We start from the raw sequence: 22,109 nt of genomic DNA on the forward strand, positions 1-22,109 counted from the left end.
TCATACCTCGTTAAGCTGTGAAGCGGCCGAAAGTGCCGCGCGGCCGCGTGGGCCGTGGAAGTATTCGTGAATCCACGCGTCGTCGGTTTCCGACACTGTGTCGATGGCGTCGGCCACCAGTACTTTTTTCTGCGCCAGTACCGCGACCCGGTCGGTGATGGTGTACAGCGTATCGAGGTCGTGGGTGACCAGGAAAACACTCAGCCCCAACGCATCGCGCAGCGTCAGGATCAACTGATCGAACGCCGCGGCGCCGATCGGATCGAGGCCGGCGGTCGGCTCATCGAGGAACAGGATGTCCGGGTCCAGTGCCAAGGCACGCGCCAGCGCCGCGCGTTTGATCATGCCGCCGGACAGCGAGGCCGGGTACTTGTCGGCAGCCGACAGCGGCAGACCGGCCAAAGCCAGTTTGACCGCCGCCAGATGCTCGGCGTCTTCGCGACTCAGGCCGGCGTGCTCGATCAATGGCAGGGCGACGTTTTCGGTCACGGTCAGCGAAGAGAACAGCGCGCCCTTCTGAAACAACACGCCGAAGCGCCGCTCGACCATTGAGCGTTCACGCTCCGTCAGGCTCGGCAGGTTTTTGCCAAACACCTTCACCATGCCTTCGCTGGGCTGGCGCAGGCCAACGATGCTGCGCAGCAACACCGATTTTCCGCTGCCGGAACCGCCGACCACGGCGAGAATCTCGCCCTTGTACAAATCCAGGTCGAGGTTTTCATGCACGCTCTGGCGGCCGAAGCGATTGCACAGCCCACGGACTTCGATCACCGCCTCGCAGGGCTTACGGGGTAAACGACTCACCAGCCCATCTCCATAAAGAACAATGCGGCGACCGCATCGAGCACGATCACCACGAAAATCGACTGCACCACGCTGGACGTGGTGTGGGCGCCAACGGACTCAGCACTGCCACTGACCTTGAAGCCCTCCAGACAACCAATGGCGGCGATCAGAAAAGCGAAGATCGGTGCTTTGACCATGCCGACCAGGAAATGTTGAACGCTGATGTCCGATTGCAGCAAAGAGAGGAACATCGCCGGCGAAATGCCCAGCGAAATCGCACAGACCACTCCGCCACCGACAATCCCCGAAAGCATCGCCAGAAAGGTCAGCATCGGCAGCGCTACCAGCAACGCCAACACCCGTGGCACCACCAGCAGCTCCATCGGATCGAGACCCAAGGTGCGGATCGCGTCGATTTCTTCATTGGCCTTCATCGAGCCGATTTGCGCGGTAAAGGCGCTGGCAGTGCGCCCTGCCATCAGGATCGCGGTCAGCAACACACCAAATTCGCGCAGGAACGAGAATGCCACCAGGTCCACGGTAAAAATGCTCGCACCAAAACTGGCGAGTACCGTGGCACCGAGGAAGGCCACCACTGCGCCCACCATGAAGGTCAGCAAGGCGACAATGGGCGCGGCGTCGAGGCCGGTTTGCTCGATGTGCGCGACCATCGGCGTGATCCGCCAGCGCTTGGGGCGAAACAGGCTGCGCGCGATGGTTTCCAGAATCAGTCCGACAAAACCCAACAGTTGCAGCGTGTCTTGCCAGACTGCATCCACCGCGCGCCCGATGCGGGTCAGCAGTTGAATGCCGACACTGATTTCGGGCTCTTTGACGGGGATGCAGAAGTCGGTCAGCGAGCAATAGACGGTTTGCAGCAGCGCACGGTCGGCGGCGGACAGGCTGCAGTCGGGGTGCTCGGCGGACTTGCCGAGGCGCTCGGCACCGAGCAGTTCAACCAACAGCGAGGCGCCGGCGGTGTCGAGTGCGCCGAGGCCGTTGAGGTCGATGGGGGTTCGGTCGTCGTACTGACCTTTGAGGGCGCTGCTCAGGCGTTTGAGGTCGGCGTAATGGACAAGCGTCCAGTCACCCGTGACCCGCAACCGCACAGGGGTGTTCGAAGTATCGAGTTGGGCACTGCCGGCAATCGTGCTGCTCATAATCTCCGTGCTTGTTCTACTGATACGCAGAGCTACGTAATAGCACGATCCGGGTTACTTTGCCTCGCTCGGCGTCGTGCCGTTTTGACCAGCGTCGGTCACATCGAAGCGCAATACGCCGATCACCTGACCGTCTTCGGTCAGTACCCGCACTTGCCAGTCACCCACCGGGTTCCCGGGGAAGTTCTGCTTATGGGTCCAGGCCCGGTAGCCTTCCTTGCGCCCGCCGTGGATATCCAGTGCGATGCGGTCGACCTCTTGGCCGTTGAACTGCCAGACGTGATAAATCCGCTCGTCGAGCCCGCGCGGTGCGTTGATCGCGGTATAGGCGTACAGACCATCAGGGCGCAGCTGGGCGACGCTGACTTCATTGTGGCTGTCGCCGGGTGTACGGTCTTGTAGTTGTGTGCTGATTGCCACTTGCGTCATCCACAAAGTGGCCGGCGGCACCCAGGAACGCAGCAACCAGCCGGCGCAGCCGATGGCCAGGGTGATGCTGAGCACGCTCAGGCCGCCGCGGATCGTGCGAATCGGAAAGATCGACGCCAGGCTTGGGAAAGACAGCAGCATGGCGGTGCCCAGTGCCAGTTTGAAACTCTGGGCGGTGGTCAGGTTCAGGATGATCGGCAATGCGGTCAGCAGCGCGGCAAACAGCGTCAGCGTATGCATCGCCAGAAACAACCAGCGACGCGGTGCCAGCCATTTGTAATACAGCGGATCGGTGATCGAAACCAGCGCCGCGGCCCCGAGCAGTCCGGTGAACACCAGTTGCCCGCTGTTCCAGGTGGTGGTGATGAAAAAGAACGGCAAGACGAAGAACAGACTTTCCTGGTGGATCATCTGCGTCGCATAGCGCAACAGCGGCTGCGGGATCTCACGCTTGAAGACCTTGGTGAACAGCTCAGTCAGGCTGTTTTCCAGCATCAGCCAGAGCCAACTGACCAGCATGATCACCGCAATCCAGGTCGCCAGGCTTTGCTGGCGGTCGACCAGAATGAAACTGCAGACCCCCGAGATGAAGCCACCGAGCGCAATGACCCCGGGGTAGCGCTTCATCAGTTCGAGGATGCGCGTTACGTAATGGGTCAGGATAGGCATTCGGCGGTTCGCAATTGTCGTGGGTAAAAACCCCGACAGGATAACGCTGGCACAGTGATGTTGCGAGGAGCCAACTGTGTGACCGGGTACAGCAACTGTGGCGAGGGAGCTTGCTCCCGCTCGGGTGCGCAGCAGCCGCAAACGGTCGCTGGAGTTCAACGTTCACAATCGTGCTGGCAGTTTTTAGGGCCGCTTCGCGACCCAGCGGGAGCAAGCTCCCTCGCCACAGTTATCATTTTTTGCGATGTAAGCGCCAACTTAGAACACCCAGCGCCATCAGCCCCAACACCCCGCCCAGCAACCACAGCACCTCGTCATAACTGAGCAGCGGCTTCTCGATGCGAATGTAAGCCTGCTGATCGAGCAGTTTGTGCAGGGTCTGGTTGGCCTGGTCCAGAGTGACTGTCTGCAGGCGTTTGGCCGGGTCGTCGAAATGTCCGTCCTCATAGTCGCCGATGGCGCTCCAGTAGTAGTCGGCCAACCCGCTGTTGCCTTGCACGGTCCAGGCCTGTCGAGCGATGGCGGCCTGTTTCAGGCGTTCAAAGCCTGCGGGGTCGAGGCCATTCTTGAGCAGATCGGCTTTCAGATCCTCGAGTACCTGCTGCGCTTGTGGCAGATCATCGCGCTCCAGATCGGCGTTCAGGCTGAAGAAGCCAACACCGCCGAACACTTCGCGTTCGGCCCAGGGGCCGTAGGACAATCCGTGAGCCAGACGCAGTTGACGGTAAAGCGCCCAGTCGAGGTAGTCCTTGAGCAGGTCGTACGTTTCGTCATATTGGTCCTCAAGCGCCGGCTCCGGGAACAACCAGTGCAGTTTGGCGCCACCCCCGACCCAGCCCTGGATCAGATTGCGTTCGTCGAGCGCCGGGTGCTGGATCTCCGGCAGTGGTAAATGCTCGGTGGGATCAATGGCTTCGAGCTGGCTATAGGTGCGCTCCAGGTAGGCCGGCAGCAGGCGATCGAGCTCACCGACAATAATCAGCGTCATGTTGTTCGGTGCGTACCACTCTTTGCGGACCTTCTCCAATTGTTCGCGGGTCAGGTGCTCTACCTGGGCCCGCTCCGAGCACTTCAGGCCCAGCTCCACCGCCAGCTGATTACTCGCCGTATGGCCCAGGTCCTGGCGGTCGAGCCAGCGCTGCAAGTGGGAGTAATGGCCGCCATCTTCGCGTTCGACCACCTGCTTGGCCGCGCGGATTGCGTTATCGTCGAGTCGGGTCTGGGTCAGTAGCGCCAGCAACAGGTCGAGGACTTTGCGTTGATTCTTCGCCGGGGCTTCGATGACGAACGTGGTGTCGGCGTTACTGGTGTAGGCATTCCATTCACCACCCAGTGCCTGCATGCGCTCCTCAAGCCCACCTTCCCCACTCGCGTCGACGCCACTGAACAGCAAATGCTCAAGCAGGTGCGGTAGCTCTTTGTCGGCGCAGGCGAAGTCGTCCAGGCCAACGCCCACCACCAGACGAATCGCCACATGCCCGCGCTCGCTGCCGGGTTTGAGCAGCAATTGCAAGCCGTTGGGCAACGCATAACCCTCGACCTGAAAGCGATCCAGGGCAAATGAACAGGTGGAGCTCAATAGCAGGCACGCAAACAACAAACAGCGCATAGCAACCTTCCCGGCGGGTGAAAGCGACCTTCTAAGTGACTGCTTTCAACGCCAGACGTTCAGGGGGAATGGGTGATGTCAGCCGTATCGTCGGCAGCCAATGTACCGGTTTCGGTGGTTTCCAGGACCACATAGGCGCTGCCACAGAACAGCGAGTTCAAGCGTCTCATGTCGGCGATCAATTCCAGGTGCAGTGTACTGGTTTCTAGGCTTTGCACGATCTTGCGGTGCAAGCGGCTGACATGGGCGTGAGCCAGGCGTCTTTCCTGTGCACGAAAGCGACGTTTCTCACGTAGCAGTTGTCGGGCGCTTTCCTTGTCGGCGCTCAGAAACACCGACAGCCCCAGACGCAGGTTGGCGATCAGCTGATGCTGCAGCCCCTCCAGCTCTTCCAGGCCGACATCGGAAAAGGAGCGGCGTTGCGAGGTCTTCTGCTGCTGGACTTTGCGCAGCATGCGTTCGATCAGGTCAGAGGCGAGTTTCAAATTGATCGCCAGTTCGATGATTTCTGCCCAGCGCCGACTGTCCTGATCGCTGAGGTCTTCGCGGGGCATTTGCGCCAGATAGAGTTTGATCGCGCTGCAGAGGACTTCGACGTCATCGCTCAGGCGGCGCACTTCCTGAGTGACGGCGGTTTGCTTGCCTCGCAGTACATCGAGCATGGCTTCGAGCATGTTGTCGATCAGGTCGCCGATGCGCAGGGTTTCCCGGGCGGCGTTGGCCAAGGCCAGGCTTGGTGTGGCGAGGGCTGTCGGGTCCAGATGGCGTGGTTTGGCCGGACCATTGATTTCCGGGCGCTCTGGCAACAGCCAGGCACAGATTCTGGCCATCGGGCCGACGCTGGGCAACAGCACCAGGCAACGCACCGTGTTGTAGAGCAGATGAAAGCCGATCACCAAGCCTTGCGGGCGGAAATTGAGGCTGTCCATCCAGTGCACCAGCGGGCCGAGCACCGGAATGATCAGCAGAAGGCCGATTATCTTGTAGAGCAAGCTGCCCAACGCCACCTGACGTCCGGCAGTGTTCTGCATGCTGGTGCTGAGAAATGCCAGGACACCGCTGCCGATGTTGGCGCCGATCACCAGGCCGATGGCCACCGGCAGGCTGATCACTCCGGCACCGGCAAGGGTGGCGGTGAGCAGGACGGCGGCCAGGCTGGAGTAGGAAATCATCGCGAACAGCGCCCCGACGAGGGCATCGAGCAGGATATCGCCCGTCAGTGAGGCAAACAGCACTTTGACGCCGTGAGCGTGGGTGATCGGATCGGCTGCTTCGACGATCAATTGCAGCGCGAGAATGATCAGCCCCAGGCCGATGCCGACCCGGCCGAGCTGGCCCGCACGCGTCTGCTTGCGTGAAAGGAAGAAAATCACCCCGAGGAAAATCAGCAGCGGCGACAGCCATGACAAATCCAGCGTCAGGATCCGCGCCATCAGTGCGGTACCGACATCGGCACCGAGCATGGTCGCCAGGGCGGGCGTCAGCGCCATCAAACCCTGGCCGACAAACGAGGTCACCAGCATCGCTGTGGCGTTGCTGCTCTGGACCATCGCGGTGACGAGAATCCCGGCGATAAAGGCCAGCCAGCGTTTCGACATGTTCTGGCCAATGACATGGCGCAGGTTCGAGCCGTAGACCCGCAGGATGCCGGTTCGGACGATGTGCGTGCCCCAAATAAGCAAGGCGACGGCGGACAGTAGATTGAGCAGGGTCAGCATACTGGGCCCCCTGTATGGACAGCGCCCCAATGGAGCAAGTTGACGATGCCGCGCGACGTTCTACGTTCTGTATTTAAGCTGTAGTTGGCTAACGGTCCGGGCGCCAGCATCGCATAGCTAAAGAGTCGATTGAAACAAAACTGTCATGAAAACAGCTTCAAGCGGGCGTGAAAAAGGGGCTCGAAAGCCCCTTGATTCATTGTGGCGAGGGCGCTTGCTCCCGTTCGGCTGCGCAGCAGTCGCAAAGTCGGCTCGCACAGTTTTGTTGAGAAACTGCGGTGACTGGTTTTGGGACCGCTCCGCGGTCCAGCGGGAGCAAGCTCCCTCGCCACACGAGTTATTGACCCGGGATGTCTTTGCGCAGTTTCACCGGCTCCTGCTGTTTCTTCTTTTTCGCGATTGCGGTGCGCATCTTGATGTTGATCGCTTCCACGGCCAGCGAGAATGCCATGGCGAAGTAGACGTAGCCTTTGGGGACATGCACACCGAAGGCTTCGGCGATCAGCACGGTACCCACCACCAGCAGGAACGACAGCGCGAGCATTTTCAGCGACGGATGCTTGTCGATGAACGCGCTGATCATGCCCGAGGCCATCATCATCACCAGTACCGCAACGATGATCGCGGCAATCATGACCGGAACATGGGACACCATGCCGACCGCAGTAATCACCGAGTCCAGAGAGAACACGATGTCGATGATCGCGATCTGGATGATGGTGTAGAGGAAGTTACCGCCCTTGCCGCCTGGCTCGTCGGCGGTTTCGTCTTCTCCTTCCAGTGCGTGAAACATCTCCTGGGAGCTTTTCCACAGCAGGAACAGGCCACCGAAGAACAGGATCAGGTCTCGCCCGGAAATACCCTGACCGAAGAGCACGAACAAGTCGGCGGTCAGGCGCATGACCCAAGTGATCGACAGCAGCAACAGGATCCGCGTGACCATGGCCAGCGCCAGGCCGAAGATCCGGGTGCGCGCCTGCATGTGCTTGGGCATGCGGCTGACAAGGATCGAGATCATGATGATGTTGTCGATGCCCAGAACGATTTCCAGGGCGGTCAGCGTGAAGAAGGCAACCCAGATTTCGGGGTTGGTCAGCCATTCCATGTGTATTCCTTTGAGCGAGTGTTAAACCACGACGCCAGCACTTGGCTGGCGGCGTGGTGAGTTGATGCCGTTACAAGGTGCTGAACAGCGGGAAAATCCCCATCAGCAATGCAGCGACGAGTATGCACAGGCAAACCAGTACTGCCCACTTCAAGGTAAAGCGTTGGTGGTCACCGAATTCGATCCCGGCCAGGGCTACCAGCAAGTAGGTTGAGGGTACCAGCGGGCTCAGCAAGTGGACGGGTTGACCGACGATCGAGGCACGAGCCATTTCCACCGCGGTGATGCCGTAGTGGCTGGCGGCTTCGGCCAGAACCGGCAGTACACCGTAGTAAAACGCATCGTTGGACATGAAGAAGGTGAACGGCATGCTCGCCAGTGCGGTGATCACGGCCAGGTACGGCCCCAGGAAGTCCGGGATCACGGCCAGCAGGCTTTTCGACATGGCATCGACCATACCGGTGCCGGACAGGATGCCGGTGAAGATACCAGCGGCGAAAATCAGCCCGACCACTGCCAGCACGCTACCGGCGTGGGCCGCAACGCGATCTTTTTGCTGTTGCAGGCAGGGGTAGTTGACGATCATCGCGATACTGAACGCGACCATGAACAACACCGGCAGTGGCAGCAGGCCGGCGATCAAGGCACACATCAGGGCCAGGGTCAGGGCGCCGTTGAACCAGATCAGTTTCGGACGACGAGCATCCGGGAACTGCGAAACGCTGATTTCGCTGTGGTCGATTTCGTCGCCGATCAGGTGCAATTCACCCAGGCGCGCACGTTCACGTTTACCGTACAGGTAGGCAATCGCCAGGATCGCCACCACGCCAGCGAGCATGGCCGGGATCATCGGCACGAAGATGTCCGACGGGTCGACATGCAGCGCACTGGCGGCACGCGCGGTCGGGCCTCCCCACGGGGTCATGTTCATCACACCACCGGCCAGGATGATCAGGCCGGCCATGATCCGCGGGCTCATGCCGATGCGGCTGTACAGCGGCAGCATGGCGGCTACGCAGATCATGTAAGTCGTGGCGCCGTCACCGTCCATGGACACCACCAGGGCCAGCACCGCGGTGCCGATGGATACCTTCAGCGGGTCACCCTTGACCAGTTTGAGGATCTTGCGCACGGCCGGGTCAAACAGGCCGGAGTCGATCATCAGGGCGAAATAGAGGATGGCGAACATCAGCATCACGCCGGTCGGGGCCAGCTTGGTGATGCCTTCGAGCATCATCGGGCCGATCTTCGGCGCAAAACCACCGAACAGGGCAAACAGGATCGGAACGATGATCAGGGCGATCAGCGCCGAAAGGCGCTTGGTCATGATCAGGTACATGAACGTGATGACCATGGCAAAGCCAAGGAAAGTCAGCATGGGAATACTCCAGGCGTAGCGCGGCTAGGGAATGGCGAACCGGATGGGGTCAGCGCAGAACGGAAAGCACGAGGCGTACGGGGGGAGTCGGGGCAAACAGGCGGGTACGAGCGGACATCAGAATCACCATTGTTGTTGTTAATTGGGCCGGGCGAACATTGCGACATTCGTTTGGCCAACCGGTCTGTTGCCGGCAGTGCGGGCGATCCTAATCGGCAAACCTTTCAGCCAGCTTTCGCTGGGCAAACACCGGACGAGATGTTCACGGTGGGCGGATGTGGCCTGAAGCTGTGGCCAATACCGTGGTTTGAAGGCGTTAAACACGAGGATAGGGGGAAGCGCAATGAGCGAGATGCACCAGCCTTCGGCAGCTCCAGGTGATCGACGCAGGAGTTGCCGAAGGCTGCGAGCTTTTGACGTTAAGGCAGCTCCAATCCACCCGATGCTTTGTGCAGCGCTCGCAAATGCTCGCCCAGCTGTTTGATGTTGGCCTCATTCGCGGCGATCTCAGCCGCTCGGCCAGGCTCAAGCAGCGCCCTGACCTCTTTGTCCAGATCACCGGTCAACACCTGTAATTTCTTCTGTCGCGTAGTGCTTTCCGACTCCAGGCGTTTCCATTCATTGGGCTGTGGCAGGCCATAACCGCCCCTGTCGAGCAATTCTGCCGGACGGCTGAGGAAACCACTGTTGACGAGAATCTGCTTCAAGGTCTGATTGGCCTGGTCCATACCGCCGTTTTTCAATTCGCGGGCATCCAGGTAGCGTTGTTTCACCTCATTCTGGGCCAGCAACAATTGCTGGCGGAAACTCGCCTGCTCCAGCAACAGCAGTGCAGCGCTGGTGCGCAGATCGGCCTGCTCAAACCACGGGCGACGTTCTGCGGCCGTCAGTGCCATCCAGTCTTCAACCTTGTCCTGTTTGATCGGCAGGTGTTTTTTCAGCACCTCGAACATCGCTTGATAGCGATCGCGGAACGAGTCGAAGCGATAACCCAGGCGCAAGGCCTCGCGCGGATTGTCGAGCACGCTGGTATCCGCCAGTCCGCGCGCCTTGAGTATTTCCAGCAAGCCGTTGGGCATGATGCTGTCCATGCCGACCAACTGGGGATTGTTACTGCCACTGCGCAACAGCTTCAGGCTCTCGACCGCGCAGTTGTTGGACAGGAAGTAATAGTTGCCGTCGTAGCTCCAATGCATCTCGGCGGCGTGCTCGACCAACTCTCCAATTTCACTGCGTGACAGATTGAGCGGCACCGAGGCCAGGCTGCGCAGTTCAGTCTTGGTGTATTCGTCGATGACTTGTGACAGCGGCAACACGAAGAGCCGCGACGGGTATTTTCCGACCAGACCATCCCAGCTCGACAGTTGCACGTCACCGACAAAGGCGCGGTAGGACAGCACCAGAGAATATTCCAGGTCGAGTCGGCAGTCCGGTCCGCGTGGGCGACCGGGCGCGCAGATCACCAGCCGCAACATGCTGTGACCCCAGCGGCTGACCAGATTCTGATTGGCTTCGGCCAGCAGGTAGTCGACGGAGTAGACCCTTTCCGGATCGACCTGGCCCAGCGGTTGTTTGGCGAAGTCGTTGCCCGCATTCAGGAAGGCGAAGGATTGGGCGCAGTTGTCCTTGGCCGGTGGAGCCCAGCCGAAGTGTTCCTGGTAATAACGGTACAGCGCCGGGCGGCGGCAGGCGTAGCTCGGGTCGAGGAGGAAGTACTCCATGTTGACCGCGACAAATTCCTTGGGGCTGCTCGTCTCATAAAGGTCCGGGCTGCGGACAATTTGCCGGTTGTGCTGTTCGCGTTCACCGCGACGGCCGACGTATTGCGGCCAGCCGGCAAGGTCCAGCAGGCGTGGATCGTCGCTCAAGGTGAAACGACGGTCAGTCTGGCCTCGGCATTGATCGGGAAGGCCGACCAGGCCTGAACTGTTGCTCTGTCGCGTACAGCGTTGGATCTGCAAACGCTCGGCACTTGTCCACAAGCGCGCACGGTCATAAATGTGCGTGAGCTCATGCAGCACCGTGGCGAGCATTTCGCGGCGAACGGTGCCGTGGGGGCGATTGGTTTTTTTCGTTGCGGCGCTGCCGTCGGTGAGCCCCTTGAGCAGGTTGCGATTGAGGTCCACCTCTGACGTCAGAGACGCCTCTCCGTAGGCATTGCCGGGCATTTCGTCGGTCCAGCCAACATCAATCCGGCGGTCCAGTTGCTGGATGAAGCGTGGCGGCAATGCCTGCATCGCTTCATCCAGCAGTGCCTGGCTGGCCTGTTGTTCTGCCGGGCTCAGACCATCAGTCTTGAGGTGTAGTTGCAGGCTGGCCTGAGCCGTGCTGCAAAGCAGCAATAGGGCCCCGGCCATCAGCCAGGCGGTTAGTGTCTTCACAGTGCGAGGATGGCCTCGGCGAGTACCTGATCACTGGCATCGCGGGCTTCCGGCACACGGGTGCGCAAGGTGTCGAAGGCTGCTTCCAGATGCGCGCCACGGATATCGCCATTGCTGGCGACAAAACTGGCCGCGTCGTCGTGGGCTTCACGGACAACTTTCAGGTCACGAATCGAGGTGGTGGTGTCGGAGGTGAAATCGAGTGTGCGCCGGGAGGCACGGATGATCATGTTACTGGTGGCTTCGAGGGTGTGTGCCTGGGCCACGTCGGCCAACAGTAATAGGCCAAGGGTGGCAGCAATCAGCGGGCTACGCATGGAACGACTCCGGAAGAACAGGATAACTATTGGACGAGAATTGCCTGTGCCAGTTCAAGGTCGCTGGCATGAAGTTTTGGCTGGGTCTGGCGCAGGTAAACCAGGGCGGACTCCAGTTGCGCTCCTCGCAGTTGACCGTCACTGGCAATGAACGCCGCCGCATCATCGTGGGCCGCGAGCAGCAGTTTATGGTCGAAGGGTGCGGAGGTCACCTTGCTTGTCGCATAAGTGGTGACAACGAGGTTCTGCGTGGACAGGTCCAGGGCATGGGCCGGGCTGATCCAGCAGGCAGTGATAAACAGGGATGTGATGAATGGTTTTGAAAGAAAGTGCATGAGGCTCGACGGTTGGAAACGAGCCCCAAGGCTAGCGCAATGCCCGGGCCAGAGCCAGCGCTGAGGAAACGGGGCGCATTGTGAGAGCCCCGTTTTCCGACGTTGATCAGATCGCCAGAATGGCTTGAGCCAGCTGTGCGTCAGTGGCTTTCAGCTGTGGAGCCTGTGTGTGGATGTAGTCGAGTGCACTTTCCAGGCGCACGCCACGGATGGCGCCTTCGCTGGCCACGAAACTGGCGGCGTCATCACGGGCGGCGCGAACGATCTTCTTGTCCCGCAGCGAAGAGGAGAGGTTGGTTGTGGCGTCGGAGCTGTCCTTGAGTGCACCGACGACAGTGTCAGTGGTGATAATGAAGCTGGAGGCATGCGAATTGGCAGCCACCGCCAGCAGTGCTGCAACGCTGAGCAGACGAAGACGGGACATGGGGGAACTCCTGTGAATAAACCATAAATAGTGACGCCAAGAATAACGTCGGGCTGCCACTGCGTGACGCGTAACGTCTGAGAGATCAAACGTACCCTGCGCAGGGCTCGCCACGATGTCTTCGGATATTAGGCCGTTGTTCAACCGTTCGAATAGCCCTGTCACCCCATCTAGACACGGTTAGCGCCAAAAAGGTTTGTCCAGTTCGACCAGTCGATCGCTATGGCTGATACCTATGTCAGACAGCTGCTGCTCATTAAGTTGCGCGAGCAGGCGGCGGGTGCGCGCTTTTTCCATGCTTTGACCGGTAGCGGTGATCAGCCGGGCCATAAGCTTGAGTAAAGAAGAAGGCTTGCGAGTAGGCAGGAGCGGAACATCAAGTAACCGATTCATGGTGTATTCCTCGCGAACAGGCTGATTGAGCGGCCTTGGAACACCATGTTGGGCGTTTCGCCGTCGCTAGAGCAGCTACACCAATATTAAATTGTACCGGTTCAGTTAAGAATATATTTAAACTGTACCTGTTGTGCGACTGCCCTTCTGTACTCGCCGTTTTCAGCCCTGAAACGACAAAACCCGTCGTGGTTTCCCACGACGGGTTTTGTGTGTGCAATTCGGGGTGCTGGCGGTGGACCCGGTGGGTCAGGGCCAGCGACGCTAACTTAGCGCCAGAACGGCTTGCTCAGCTCTTCGTAGCGTTGTGCTTCGCTAATCCCTGCGTCAGCCAGCAGACGCGAATCCAGACGAGCCAGTTGGTGGCGGCTGGAGATGCGGCGCTGCCACAGCATCAGGTTGGCGAGAACGCGAAAAGGCATGGAAGCCTGGGTTTGTACAGCGTTGTCTTCGAAGAACATTTCGGAACTGAGTGTACGTTCCATGGTTGACATCCTTCCGCTTATGGCGGGATTAGGTAGTGGTTTAACTGATGCCAATGATCCTCTCGTTTGGCCAGTCTCTCTAGATACAGTTCACCTGTATTGTGAGGGACCAGTTAACTGTTAATAGGTGCTGTACTGCTCGAAAACGAGGCAACTGTACCTATCTGCTCGTTAATGGTGCGTTTTTTGGTGTTTGGCTCGAAGGTGTAGGCATTTACGGTAGGAAATGACAGGTACAGCAGTACAGTTTTTGAAGGATATTGGATTGGCAATGGCGAGCTGACGAAATTGTGTTTGCGTCAGCTGCCATCTGTATCAATCACACGGCGAGCATTCTGCCGGTTTCTTCCAGGTTGATGTGCCAGCTGAGGGCATCGCGCAGGATGTGCGGGGTGTGTCCGCCGATGGCGCAGGCCGCCTCGAAGTAGGCATTCAGCGCTTCGCGGTAGTCCGGGTGCACGCAGTTGTCGATCACCACCCGCGCCCGCTCCCGTGGCGCCAGGCCACGTAAATCGGCAAGGCCGATCTCGGTCACGAGGATGTCGACGTCATGCTCGGTGTGGTCAACGTGGCTGACCATCGGCACCACACTGGAAATTGCCCCGCCCTTGGCAATCGACTTGGTGACAAAGATCGCCAGGTGCGCGTTACGGGCAAAGTCGCCGGAACCACCAATGCCGTTCATCATCCGCGTACCGCAGACATGGGTGGAGTTGACGTTGCCGTACAGATCGAACTCCAGCGCCGTATTGATGCCGATGATGCCCAGGCGACGAACCACTTCAGGGTGGTTGGAGATCTCCTGTGGACGCAGCACCAGTTTGTCCTTGTAGCGTGCAAGATTGCCAAACACATCCGCATTGCGCCGGCTCGACAGTGTGATCGAGCTGCCCGAGGCGAAGCTCAGTTTTCCGGCGTCGATCAGGTCGAAGGTCGAGTCCTGCAGGACTTCGGAGTACATGGTCAGGTCTTCGAACGGCGAGTCGATCAGGCCGCACATCACCGAGTTGGCGATGCTGCCGATACCGGCCTGCAGCGGGCCGAGCTTGTTGGTCATGCGCCCGGCAGCCACTTCCTGCTTGAAGAAGTCGATCAGGTGGTCGGCAATGGCTTGGGTGTCGCTGTCCGGCGGCAGCACTGTGGACGGCGAGTCGGACTGGTTGGTGATGACGATGGCGACGATCTTTTCCGGCGGTATCGGGATCGCGGTGCTGCCGATACGGTCGTCGACCTTGACCAGCGGAATAGGCGTGCGGGTCGGACGGTAGGTCGGGATATAGATGTCGTGCAGACCTTCCAGATTCGGGTTGTGCGCCAGATTGATCTCGACGATTACGTGCTTGGCGAAAATCGCGAAGCTGGCCGAGTTGCCGACCGAAGTGGTTGGCACAATGTGGCCAAGCTCTGTGATCGCCACGGCTTCAATAACCGCGATATCCGGCAGCTTGAGTTGCTGATTGCGCAGTTGTTCCACGGTTTCCGACAGATGTTGGTCAATGAACATCACCTCGCCGGCGTTGATCGCCTTGCGCAGGGTGCTGTCGACCTGAAACGGCATACGACGGGCCAGCACGCCGGCCTCGGTCAGTTGTTTGTCGAGGTCGTTGCCCAGGCTGGCGCCGGTCATCAGGCTGATTTTCAGCGGCGTGACCTTGGCGCGTTCGGCCAGTGCATGGGGTACGGCTTTGGCTTCGCCGGCGCGGGTAAACCCGCTCATGCCGACGGTCATGCCGTCCTGAATCAGAGCGGCAGCGTCAGCGGCGCTCATTACCTTATCCAACAACGAAGGCAAGCGGATACGATCACGGTACATGAATTGTTATCTCGGGCAACGGAAGCAAGATGCGCAGTCTAGTGTTTTCAAAAAAAATCGCCCCGCGACCATGGTCGAATGCTGGCCCCTGATTTAGAGCCTTTGGTCGGTTTTCCGTAGTTAATCTTGTGTGCAATAAAAAACCCCGGCCTACACAGGCCGGGGTTTTCGGTATTGCAGTTTGCGCAGTCTTTACTCGACGGCTTTAACCATGTCTTCGATGACCTTCTTGGCATCACCGAAGACCATCATGGTCTTGTCCAGGTAGAACAATTCGTTATCCAGGCCGGCATAGCCGCTGGCCATCGAGCGCTTGTTGACGATGATGGTCTTGGCCTTGAACGCTTCGAGAATCGGCATGCCGGCAATCGGCGATTTCGGGTCGTTCTTCGCCGCCGGGTTGACCACGTCGTTGGCACCGAGTACCAGCACCACGTCGGCCTGGCCGAACTCGGAGTTGATGTCTTCCATCTCGAACACCTGGTCGTAAGGCACTTCGGCCTCGGCCAGCAATACGTTCATGTGGCCGGGCATCCGACCGGCAACCGGGTGGATCGCATACTTCACGGTCACGCCACGGTGAGTCAGCTTCTCGGTCAGCTCTTTAAGCGCGTGCTGTGCTCGTGCTACCGCCAGGCCGTAGCCTGGAACGATGATCACGGTGTCGGCGTTGGTCAGCAGGAACGTGGCGTCGTCCGCCGAGCCGGATTTCACCGGGCGGGCTTCTTTCGAGCCCGCCGGGCCGGCCGCGTCTGCATTGTTGCCGAAGCCACCGAGCAGCACGTTGAAGAACGAACGGTTCATCGCCTTGCACATGATGTACGAGAGAATCGCACCGGACGAACCGACCAGGGAGCCGGCAATGATCAGCATCGAGTTGTTCAGCGAGAAGCCGATACCTGCCGCAGCCCAGCCGGAGTAGCTGTTGAGCATCGACACCACCACCGGCATGTCGGCGCCGCCGATCGGGATGATGATCATTACGCCGAGCACGAAGGCCAGGGCCAGCATCAGGGCGAAGGCGCCGAGGTTGCCGGTCATCATGAAGGTGACACCCAGGCCCAGTGTCGCCAGACCCAACAGCAGGTTGATTTTATGTTGGCCGCCAAACTGTACTGGTGCGCCCTGGAACAGGCGGAACTTGTACTTGCCCGACAGCTTGCCGAACGCGATTACCGAACCGGAGAAGGTAATTGCACCGATGGCCGCGCCCAGGAACAACTCCAGACGGTTGCCCGCCGGAATCGAATCGCCGAGCTGTTTGACGATGCCCAGCGACTGCGGCTCGACCACGGCGGCGATGGCGATGAACACCGCTGCCATACCAATCATGCTGTGCATGAACGCGACCAGCTCTGGCATCTTGGTCATTTCAACGCGCTTGGCCATGATCGAACCGGCAGTTCCGCCGATCAGCAGGCCGACGATCACGTAACCGATACCGGCGGTGGCCAGTTCAGAGCCCAGTTTGAACACCAGCCCGACAGTCGTGACGATGGCCAGCGCCATGCCGAGCATCCCGTACACATTGCCGCGTCGCGACGAGGTCGGGTGTGACAAGCCCTTAAGGGCCTGGATGAAGCAGATCGACGCGATCAAGTAGAGCGTCGTGACAAGGTTCATGCTCATTACTTGGGCGCCTCTTCTTTTACGGCTTTCGGGGCTTTTTTCTTGAACATCTCAAGCATTCTGCGGGTCACCAGGAAGCCACCGAACACGTTGACCGCAGCCAGCGCCACAGCGAGGGTGCCCATGGTTTTACCCAGTGGCGTTACGGTCAGCGCCGCCGCCAGCATGGCGCCGACGATCACGATCGCCGAAATGGCGTTGGTCACCGCCATCAGTGGTGTGTGTAGCGCGGGTGTAACGTTCCAGACCACGTGATAACCGACATAAATCGCCAGCACGAAGATGATCAGGTTGTAGATACCGGGGGAGATAAGCTCTTCCATCGTCTGAATCCCTGCTTAGGCGTTTTTGCGGATGACTTGGCCGTCGCGGCACATCAGGCACGCGGCGACGATGTCGTCTTCTAGGTTCACTTCGAACTGACCTTCCTTGTTGAAGACCAGCTTCAGGAAGTCCAGCAGATTGCGCGCATACAGCGCCGAGGCGTCTGCCCCCACCTGCGCGGCCAGGTTGGTCGGGCCGGCAATGGTCACGCCGTGCGCAACCACCACCTGGTCGGCCACGGTCAGCGGGCAGTTGCCGCCTTGTGCGGCAGCCAGGTCGATGACCACCGAACCGGGTTTCATTTGCGCCACTGTTTCAGCGCTGAGCAATACCGGCGCCTTGCGGCCAGGAATGAGTGCCGTGGTGATGACGATGTCGGCTTGTTTGGCGCGCTCGTGCACGGCCAGGGCCTGACGCTGCATCCAGCTGGCCGGCATGGGGCGTGCGTAACCGCCGACACCGACGGCACATTCGCGCTCTTCATCGGTCTCGTAAGGGACGTCGACGAACTTGGCGCCGAGGGATTCGATCTGTTCCTTCACAGCCGGGCGCACATCGGATGCTTCAATCACTGCGCCCAGACGCTTGGCGGTGGCGATCGCCTGCAGGCCTGCCACGCCGGCGCCAAGAATCAGCACGCGAGCGGCTTTCACGGTGCCCGCGGCGGTCATCAGCATCGGCATGAAGCGCGGATAGTAATGGGCGGCCAACAACACGGCTTTATAGCCGGCGATGTTGGCTTGCGAGGACAGCACATCCAGGCTCTGCGCGCGGGAGGTGCGCGGGGCGGCTTCCAGGGAGAACGCGGTAATGCCGCACTCGGCCAGCTTTGGCAATGGTTTCATTGCTGAACGGGTTGAGCATGCCCACCAGCACGGTGCCGCGTTTGATCAGGGCCAGTTCGCTGTCGCTGGGTGCGACGACCTTGAGAATCAGCTCTGCGCCAAAAGCATCGTTGGCACTGCCAATCATTGCGCCTGCCGCTTCATAAGCACTGTCGACAACGCTGGCATTAATGCCGGCGCCGCTTTGCACAGTGACCTTATGACCCTGGCCGATCAGCTTCTTGATGGTTTCCGGGGTTGCAGCAACCCGCGTTTCACCGGTCTGGGTTTCGAGAGGAACACCAATGTGCACGTCAAATCTCCTGCTTGATCTTATTGCTTTCGATCATTCTTGGAAGGCCAGCGCACTGCGGAGGGTGCGGCTGGGGCGGCCGATCAGCACGCCCCCGCCGTATTTCGGGCGGGGCGCGGCATTTTGCAGGCGAACTTTGTGCCCTTCAAGGGATTATGACGGGTGACGGAAAATTAACTACAAGTCACCCTGTGACCGAATGTCGCAAGTGTCCGCCTAAATCCCTTGTAGGCCGTGCCTTGTAAGGATTTCTGTCGAAATCCAGGAAATGACACATCGGCGCTGTGAATGACGCAGCATTGCTTTGAATCAGGGCCGCAAAGCCACGCCGTTAGGCGCTTGTGGGACGATTGTGCCTCCTGACGGTACAGTCTGCTGAAATGCGACAAATACTTATATCTGTAGTGCTTTAATTTAACTGACTACGAGGTCAGCTTGTGGCGGATAAGCCCTGCCCTTCTAGGTTGTAGCTATGTGCCTGGTTAACCAGCCAATCGCGAAATGCGCGTAAAGAGGCTGATTCGACCTTTCGGTCAGGAATCATCAGATAATAGGCCTTGATACTCGACAGGGCCTGAGGGTTGGCAATCACCAGTCGTTTCTCCGCCAATTCACGCTGAATCAGGAACGGGGGGATCAGTGCGATGCCCATGTCATGCATCGCCGCCTGAGCCAGCATGGAGAATAGCTCGTAACGCGGACCTGTCATGTCGCGAGGGACATTCAGGTGCTGCGAGTCGAACCACTGGCGCCAGGCGTAAGGGCGCGTGGTCTGCTGCAGTAGCGGCAGGTCGGCAATCATTTCGGCGCTCAGGTGTGTGTGATTACCGAGTAATCTCGGGCTGCACACCGGCATCGGATTCTCGCCCATCAGCCTGTGGGATTCGGTACCGGACCAATCGGCGTCACCAAAGTAAATCGCTGCGTCAAAATCGGTGTCGGCAAACAGAAAAGGTCGTGTGCGGTTGGTCAGGTTGACCGTGACTTCCGGGTGTTGCTGCTGGAAGTCCTTGAGTCGTGGCAACAGCCATTGAGTGCCGAAGGTCGGGACGACTGCCAGTTCGATGACGTTGGCGCCCTGCTGGCCCATAACTGACAGCGTGTCTCGTTCAACGGCATCCAGCTGGGTTGCGACGCGTCGGCTGTAGGAAAGCCCTGCTTCAGTCAGCTTCACGCCGCGTCGTGAGCGTCGGAACAGTTCGACGCTGAGGAACTCCTCCAGGCTGGCGATCTGTCGGCATATAGCTCCTTGGGTCAGCGATAGTTCCTGAGCAGCTTTGGTAAAGCTCTCATGACGGGCTGCCGCTTCGAAACTGATCAGCGCGGCAGTGCTGGGTATCTTCCTGCGCATGTACGGCAACCTCACTAATAGTTTGTATAGATGCCGTTTAAGGCTATTACGGAGTGAGAAATTAGCACAACAGTATGCAAAATCCTCGTTTGCCCAATACGCTAGCGGCGCCTAGGATCAGTCCACGATATTTGACCAACTTCGCGAGGACTCTCTCATGGCCGGTAAAGCTAGCTTCAACTGGATCGATCCCCTGCTGCTGGATCAACAGCTCACCGAAGAAGAACGCATGGTGCGCGACAGCGCTGCCCAGTTTGCTCAGGACAAGCTGGCGCCACGTGTTCTGGAAGCTTTCCGTCATGAAAAAACCGATCCGGCGATCTTCCGCGAAATGGGCGAGATCGGTCTGCTGGGGGCGACTATTCCTGAGCAGTATGGCGGCAGCGGTCTGAACTATGTCAGCTACGGCCTGATTGCCCGTGAGGTCGAGCGCGTCGACTCCGGCTATCGCTCGATGATGAGCGTGCAGTCTTCGCTGGTCATGGTGCCAATCAACGAGTTTGGTACCGAAGCCCAGAAACAGAAATACCTGCCGAAGCTGGCTACCGGTGAGTGGATCGGTTGCTTCGGTCTGACCGAGCCTAACCACGGTTCTGATCCAGGTTCGATGATCACTCGTGCGCGCAAAGTGGAAGGCGGCTACAGCCTGACTGGCAGCAAGATGTGGATCACCAACAGCCCTATCGCTGACGTATTCGTGGTGTGGGGCAAGGATGATGCCGGCGATATCCGTGGCTTCGTTCTGGAGAAAGGCTGGAAAGGCCTGAGCGCTCCGGCGATCCATGGCAAGGTCGGTCTGCGCGCCTCCATCACTGGCGAGATCGTGATGGACAACGTATTCGTTCCCGAAGAGAACATCTTCCCGGATGTCCGCGGTTTGAAAGGCCCTTTTACTTGCCTTAACTCGGCACGTTATGGCATCTCCTGGGGGGCTCTGGGTGCAGCCGAGTTCTGTTGGCATACCGCCCGCCAATACACACTGGACCGTCAGCAGTTTGGTCGGCCTTTGGCTGCCACCCAGTTGATCCAGAAGAAGCTGGCGGACATGCAGACTGAAATTACTCTGGCCTTGCAAGGCTGCCTGCGTCTGGGGCGTATGAAAGATGAAGGCACGGCTGCCGTCGAAATCACCTCGATGATGAAGCGCAACTCTTGCGGCAAGTCGTTGGACATCGCCCGCATGGCTCGCGATATGTTGGGCGGTAATGGTATCTCCGACGAATTCGGTGTTGCGCGTCACCTGGTCAACCTTGAGGTGGTCAACACCTATGAAGGGACTCACGACGTTCATGCGCTGATCCTGGGTCGTGCGCAGACCGGTCTCCAGGCGTTCTATTAATAGGAGAGCGGCCATGGGTGCGTTATCGCATTTGCGAGTACTGGATTTATCACGAGTATTGGCCGGGCCTTGGGCCGGGCAGATTCTCGCGGATCTCGGCGCCGAGGTTATAAAGGTCGAGCGTCCGGGCAATGGTGATGACACTCGCGCCTGGGGGCCGCCGTTCCTTAAGGATGCTTACGGCGAGAACACCAGCGAGGCGGCTTATTACCTGTCGGCCAATCGCAACAAGCAGTCAGTGACCATCGACTTTACTCAGGCCGAAGGTCAGCGTCTGGTTCGTGAGCTGGCGGCGAAGTCCGACATCCTGATCGAGAACTTCAAGGTTGGTGGTCTGGCGGCGTATGGGCTGGACTACGAGTCGCTCAAGGTGATCAACCCTGATCTGATCTATTGCTCGATCACCGGCTTCGGCCAGACTGGACCTTATGCCAAGCGTGCGGGCTACGACTTCATGATCCAGGGGCTCGGTGGCTTGATGAGTCTGACCGGCCGCCCTGAAGGTGATGAAGGTGCCGGGCCGGTGAAAGTCGGTGTGGCGCTGACGGATATCCTGACGGGGCTCTATTCGACGGTAGCGATCCTGGCGGCGCTGGCTCATCGAGAGCATGAGGGCGGTGGTCAACACATCGACATGGCGCTGTTGGATGTTCAGGTGGCGTGCCTTGCTAACCAGGCGATGAATTACCTGACTACCGGCATTGCTCCCAAGCGCTTGGGTAACGCCCACCCAAACATCGTTCCCTATCAGGACTTCCCGACCGCGGATGGTGACTTCATCCTGACGGTGGGGAATGACGGGCAGTTCCGCAAGTTCGCCGAAGTGGCTGGTCAGCCGCAGTGGGCGGATGATCCGCGGTTTGCGACGAACAAGCTTCGCGTTGCGAATCGTGCGGTGCTGATCCCATTGATTCGCCAGGCAACGGTCTTCAAGACCACTGCCGAGTGGGTGGCGCAGTTGGAGCAGGCAGGTGTGCCGTGCGGACCGATCAACGATCTGTCACAGGTGTTTGCCGATCCGCAGGTTAAGGCGCGTGGCCTGGCGATCGAGCTTCCTCATGCGTTGGCTGGGTTGGTGCCCCAGGTTGCCAGTCCCATTCGCATGTCCGAGACACCGGTGGAGTACCGTAATGCCCCTCCTCTATTGGGTGAGCACACGTTTGAGGTTTTGCAGCGGGTGCTGGGTCTTGAGGCTGCCGCCGTTGCTGCTTTCAAAGAAGCTGGAGTGCTCTGAAGGTTCCCTCTATATAGAAGCGGCGATTTCCCCTCTCTATATAGAGGGGGAATCGCTGTTTTTTCGGTTTTCTGCAACTCATTGATAGTAAAG

19 protein-coding genes and 1 pseudogene are annotated in these 22,109 nt (G+C 59.1%); 2 read left to right on the forward strand and 18 right to left on the reverse strand.

Annotation, left to right across the window (positions count from 1 at the left end; translation table 11 throughout):
- The 18 genes and pseudogenes from HK44_RS11890 to HK44_RS11975 all read right to left on the reverse strand — a co-directional run bounded on the left by HK44_RS11890 (position 1) and on the right by HK44_RS11975 (position 19,443).
- Positions 1 to 804, reverse strand: coding sequence for an ABC transporter ATP-binding protein (locus tag HK44_RS11890; RefSeq protein WP_019694498.1), 804 nt, complete (start codon positions 802 to 804; stop codon positions 1 to 3).
- Positions 801 to 1,946 (reverse strand): ABC transporter permease, encoded by a 1,146-nt coding sequence (locus tag HK44_RS11895; RefSeq protein ID WP_019694499.1) that lies wholly within the window; start codon positions 1,944 to 1,946, stop codon positions 801 to 803. Before HK44_RS11895 ends, HK44_RS11890 begins: the two co-directional genes overlap by 4 nt.
- Positions 1,947 to 2,000: 54 nt before the next feature.
- Complete coding sequence (locus tag HK44_RS11900; protein ID WP_019694500.1) at positions 2,001 to 3,044, reverse strand: DUF5924 family protein; 1,044 nt, start codon at positions 3,042 to 3,044, stop codon at positions 2,001 to 2,003.
- Positions 3,045 to 3,276: 232 nt separating this feature from the next.
- Positions 3,277 to 4,653, reverse strand: a complete 1,377-nt coding sequence (locus tag HK44_RS11905) for a M16 family metallopeptidase (protein WP_019694501.1) — start codon at positions 4,651 to 4,653, stop codon at positions 3,277 to 3,279.
- 59 nt (positions 4,654 to 4,712) lie between these two features.
- Positions 4,713 to 6,371 (reverse strand): Na/Pi cotransporter family protein, encoded by a 1,659-nt coding sequence (locus HK44_RS11910; protein WP_019694502.1) that lies wholly within the window; start codon positions 6,369 to 6,371, stop codon positions 4,713 to 4,715.
- Between the two features lie 337 nt (positions 6,372 to 6,708).
- Positions 6,709 to 7,476, reverse strand: coding sequence for a TerC family protein (locus HK44_RS11915; protein WP_019694503.1), 768 nt, complete (start codon positions 7,474 to 7,476; stop codon positions 6,709 to 6,711).
- Between the two features lie 70 nt (positions 7,477 to 7,546).
- Entirely contained in the window at positions 7,547 to 8,854 is a 1,308-nt protein-coding gene (locus tag HK44_RS11920; protein WP_019694504.1) for a CitMHS family transporter, read from the reverse strand.
- Between the two features lie 419 nt (positions 8,855 to 9,273).
- Positions 9,274 to 11,211 (reverse strand): DUF4105 domain-containing protein, encoded by a 1,938-nt coding sequence (locus HK44_RS11925; RefSeq protein ID WP_431357328.1) that lies wholly within the window; start codon positions 11,209 to 11,211, stop codon positions 9,274 to 9,276.
- Between the two features lie 20 nt (positions 11,212 to 11,231).
- Entirely contained in the window at positions 11,232 to 11,552 is a 321-nt protein-coding gene (locus tag HK44_RS11930; protein WP_019694505.1) for a DUF2388 domain-containing protein, read from the reverse strand.
- Between the two features lie 26 nt (positions 11,553 to 11,578).
- On the reverse strand, positions 11,579 to 11,887 hold the full coding sequence (locus HK44_RS11935) for a DUF2388 domain-containing protein (protein WP_019694506.1): 309 nt from the start codon (positions 11,885 to 11,887) through the stop codon (positions 11,579 to 11,581).
- A 106-nt stretch (positions 11,888 to 11,993) separates the two neighbouring features.
- Positions 11,994 to 12,311: a DUF2388 domain-containing protein gene (locus HK44_RS11940; protein ID WP_019694507.1), complete on the reverse strand. Its 318-nt coding sequence runs from the start codon at positions 12,309 to 12,311 to the stop codon at positions 11,994 to 11,996.
- Between the two features lie 180 nt (positions 12,312 to 12,491).
- Positions 12,492 to 12,704, reverse strand: a complete 213-nt coding sequence (locus HK44_RS11945; protein WP_019694508.1) for a DUF1127 domain-containing protein — start codon at positions 12,702 to 12,704, stop codon at positions 12,492 to 12,494.
- 269 nt (positions 12,705 to 12,973) lie between these two features.
- Positions 12,974 to 13,189 (reverse strand): DUF1127 domain-containing protein, encoded by a 216-nt coding sequence (locus HK44_RS11950; RefSeq protein ID WP_019694509.1) that lies wholly within the window; start codon positions 13,187 to 13,189, stop codon positions 12,974 to 12,976.
- 319 nt (positions 13,190 to 13,508) lie between these two features.
- A complete protein-coding gene (locus HK44_RS11955; RefSeq protein WP_019694510.1) occupies positions 13,509 to 15,002 on the reverse strand; it encodes an acetyl-CoA hydrolase/transferase family protein in 1,494 nt (497 codons plus the stop codon).
- 192 nt (positions 15,003 to 15,194) lie between these two features.
- Entirely contained in the window at positions 15,195 to 16,631 is a 1,437-nt protein-coding gene (locus tag HK44_RS11960; RefSeq protein WP_024264876.1) for an NAD(P)(+) transhydrogenase (Re/Si-specific) subunit beta, read from the reverse strand.
- A complete protein-coding gene (locus HK44_RS11965) occupies positions 16,631 to 16,954 on the reverse strand; it encodes an NAD(P) transhydrogenase subunit alpha (RefSeq protein WP_003187010.1) in 324 nt (107 codons plus the stop codon). The genes HK44_RS11960 and HK44_RS11965 overlap by 1 nt, the downstream gene beginning before the upstream one ends.
- Before the next feature lie 15 nt (positions 16,955 to 16,969).
- A pseudogene (locus tag HK44_RS11970) lies at positions 16,970 to 18,092 on the reverse strand (Re/Si-specific NAD(P)(+) transhydrogenase subunit alpha).
- 430 nt (positions 18,093 to 18,522) lie between these two features.
- Complete coding sequence (locus HK44_RS11975; RefSeq protein WP_019694511.1) at positions 18,523 to 19,443, reverse strand: LysR family transcriptional regulator; 921 nt, start codon at positions 19,441 to 19,443, stop codon at positions 18,523 to 18,525.
- Positions 19,444 to 19,600: 157 nt separating this feature from the next.
- Between HK44_RS11975 and HK44_RS11980 the strand changes: the two genes are divergently transcribed.
- Together HK44_RS11980 and HK44_RS11985 are read left to right on the forward strand one after the other, a co-directional pair.
- A complete protein-coding gene (locus HK44_RS11980; protein WP_019694512.1) occupies positions 19,601 to 20,782 on the forward strand; it encodes an acyl-CoA dehydrogenase in 1,182 nt (393 codons plus the stop codon).
- A gap of 13 nt (positions 20,783 to 20,795) precedes the next feature.
- Positions 20,796 to 22,016 carry a CaiB/BaiF CoA transferase family protein gene (locus tag HK44_RS11985; protein WP_019694513.1) on the forward strand — a complete coding sequence of 407 codons (1,221 nt, stop codon included), beginning with the start codon at positions 20,796 to 20,798 and terminating at the stop codon, positions 22,014 to 22,016.
- Positions 22,017 to 22,109: the final 93 nt, after the last annotated feature.

This window comes from Pseudomonas fluorescens HK44, from assembly GCF_000217955.3.
GTDB classification, from domain to species: domain Bacteria; phylum Pseudomonadota; class Gammaproteobacteria; order Pseudomonadales; family Pseudomonadaceae; genus Aquipseudomonas; species Aquipseudomonas fluorescens_AQ.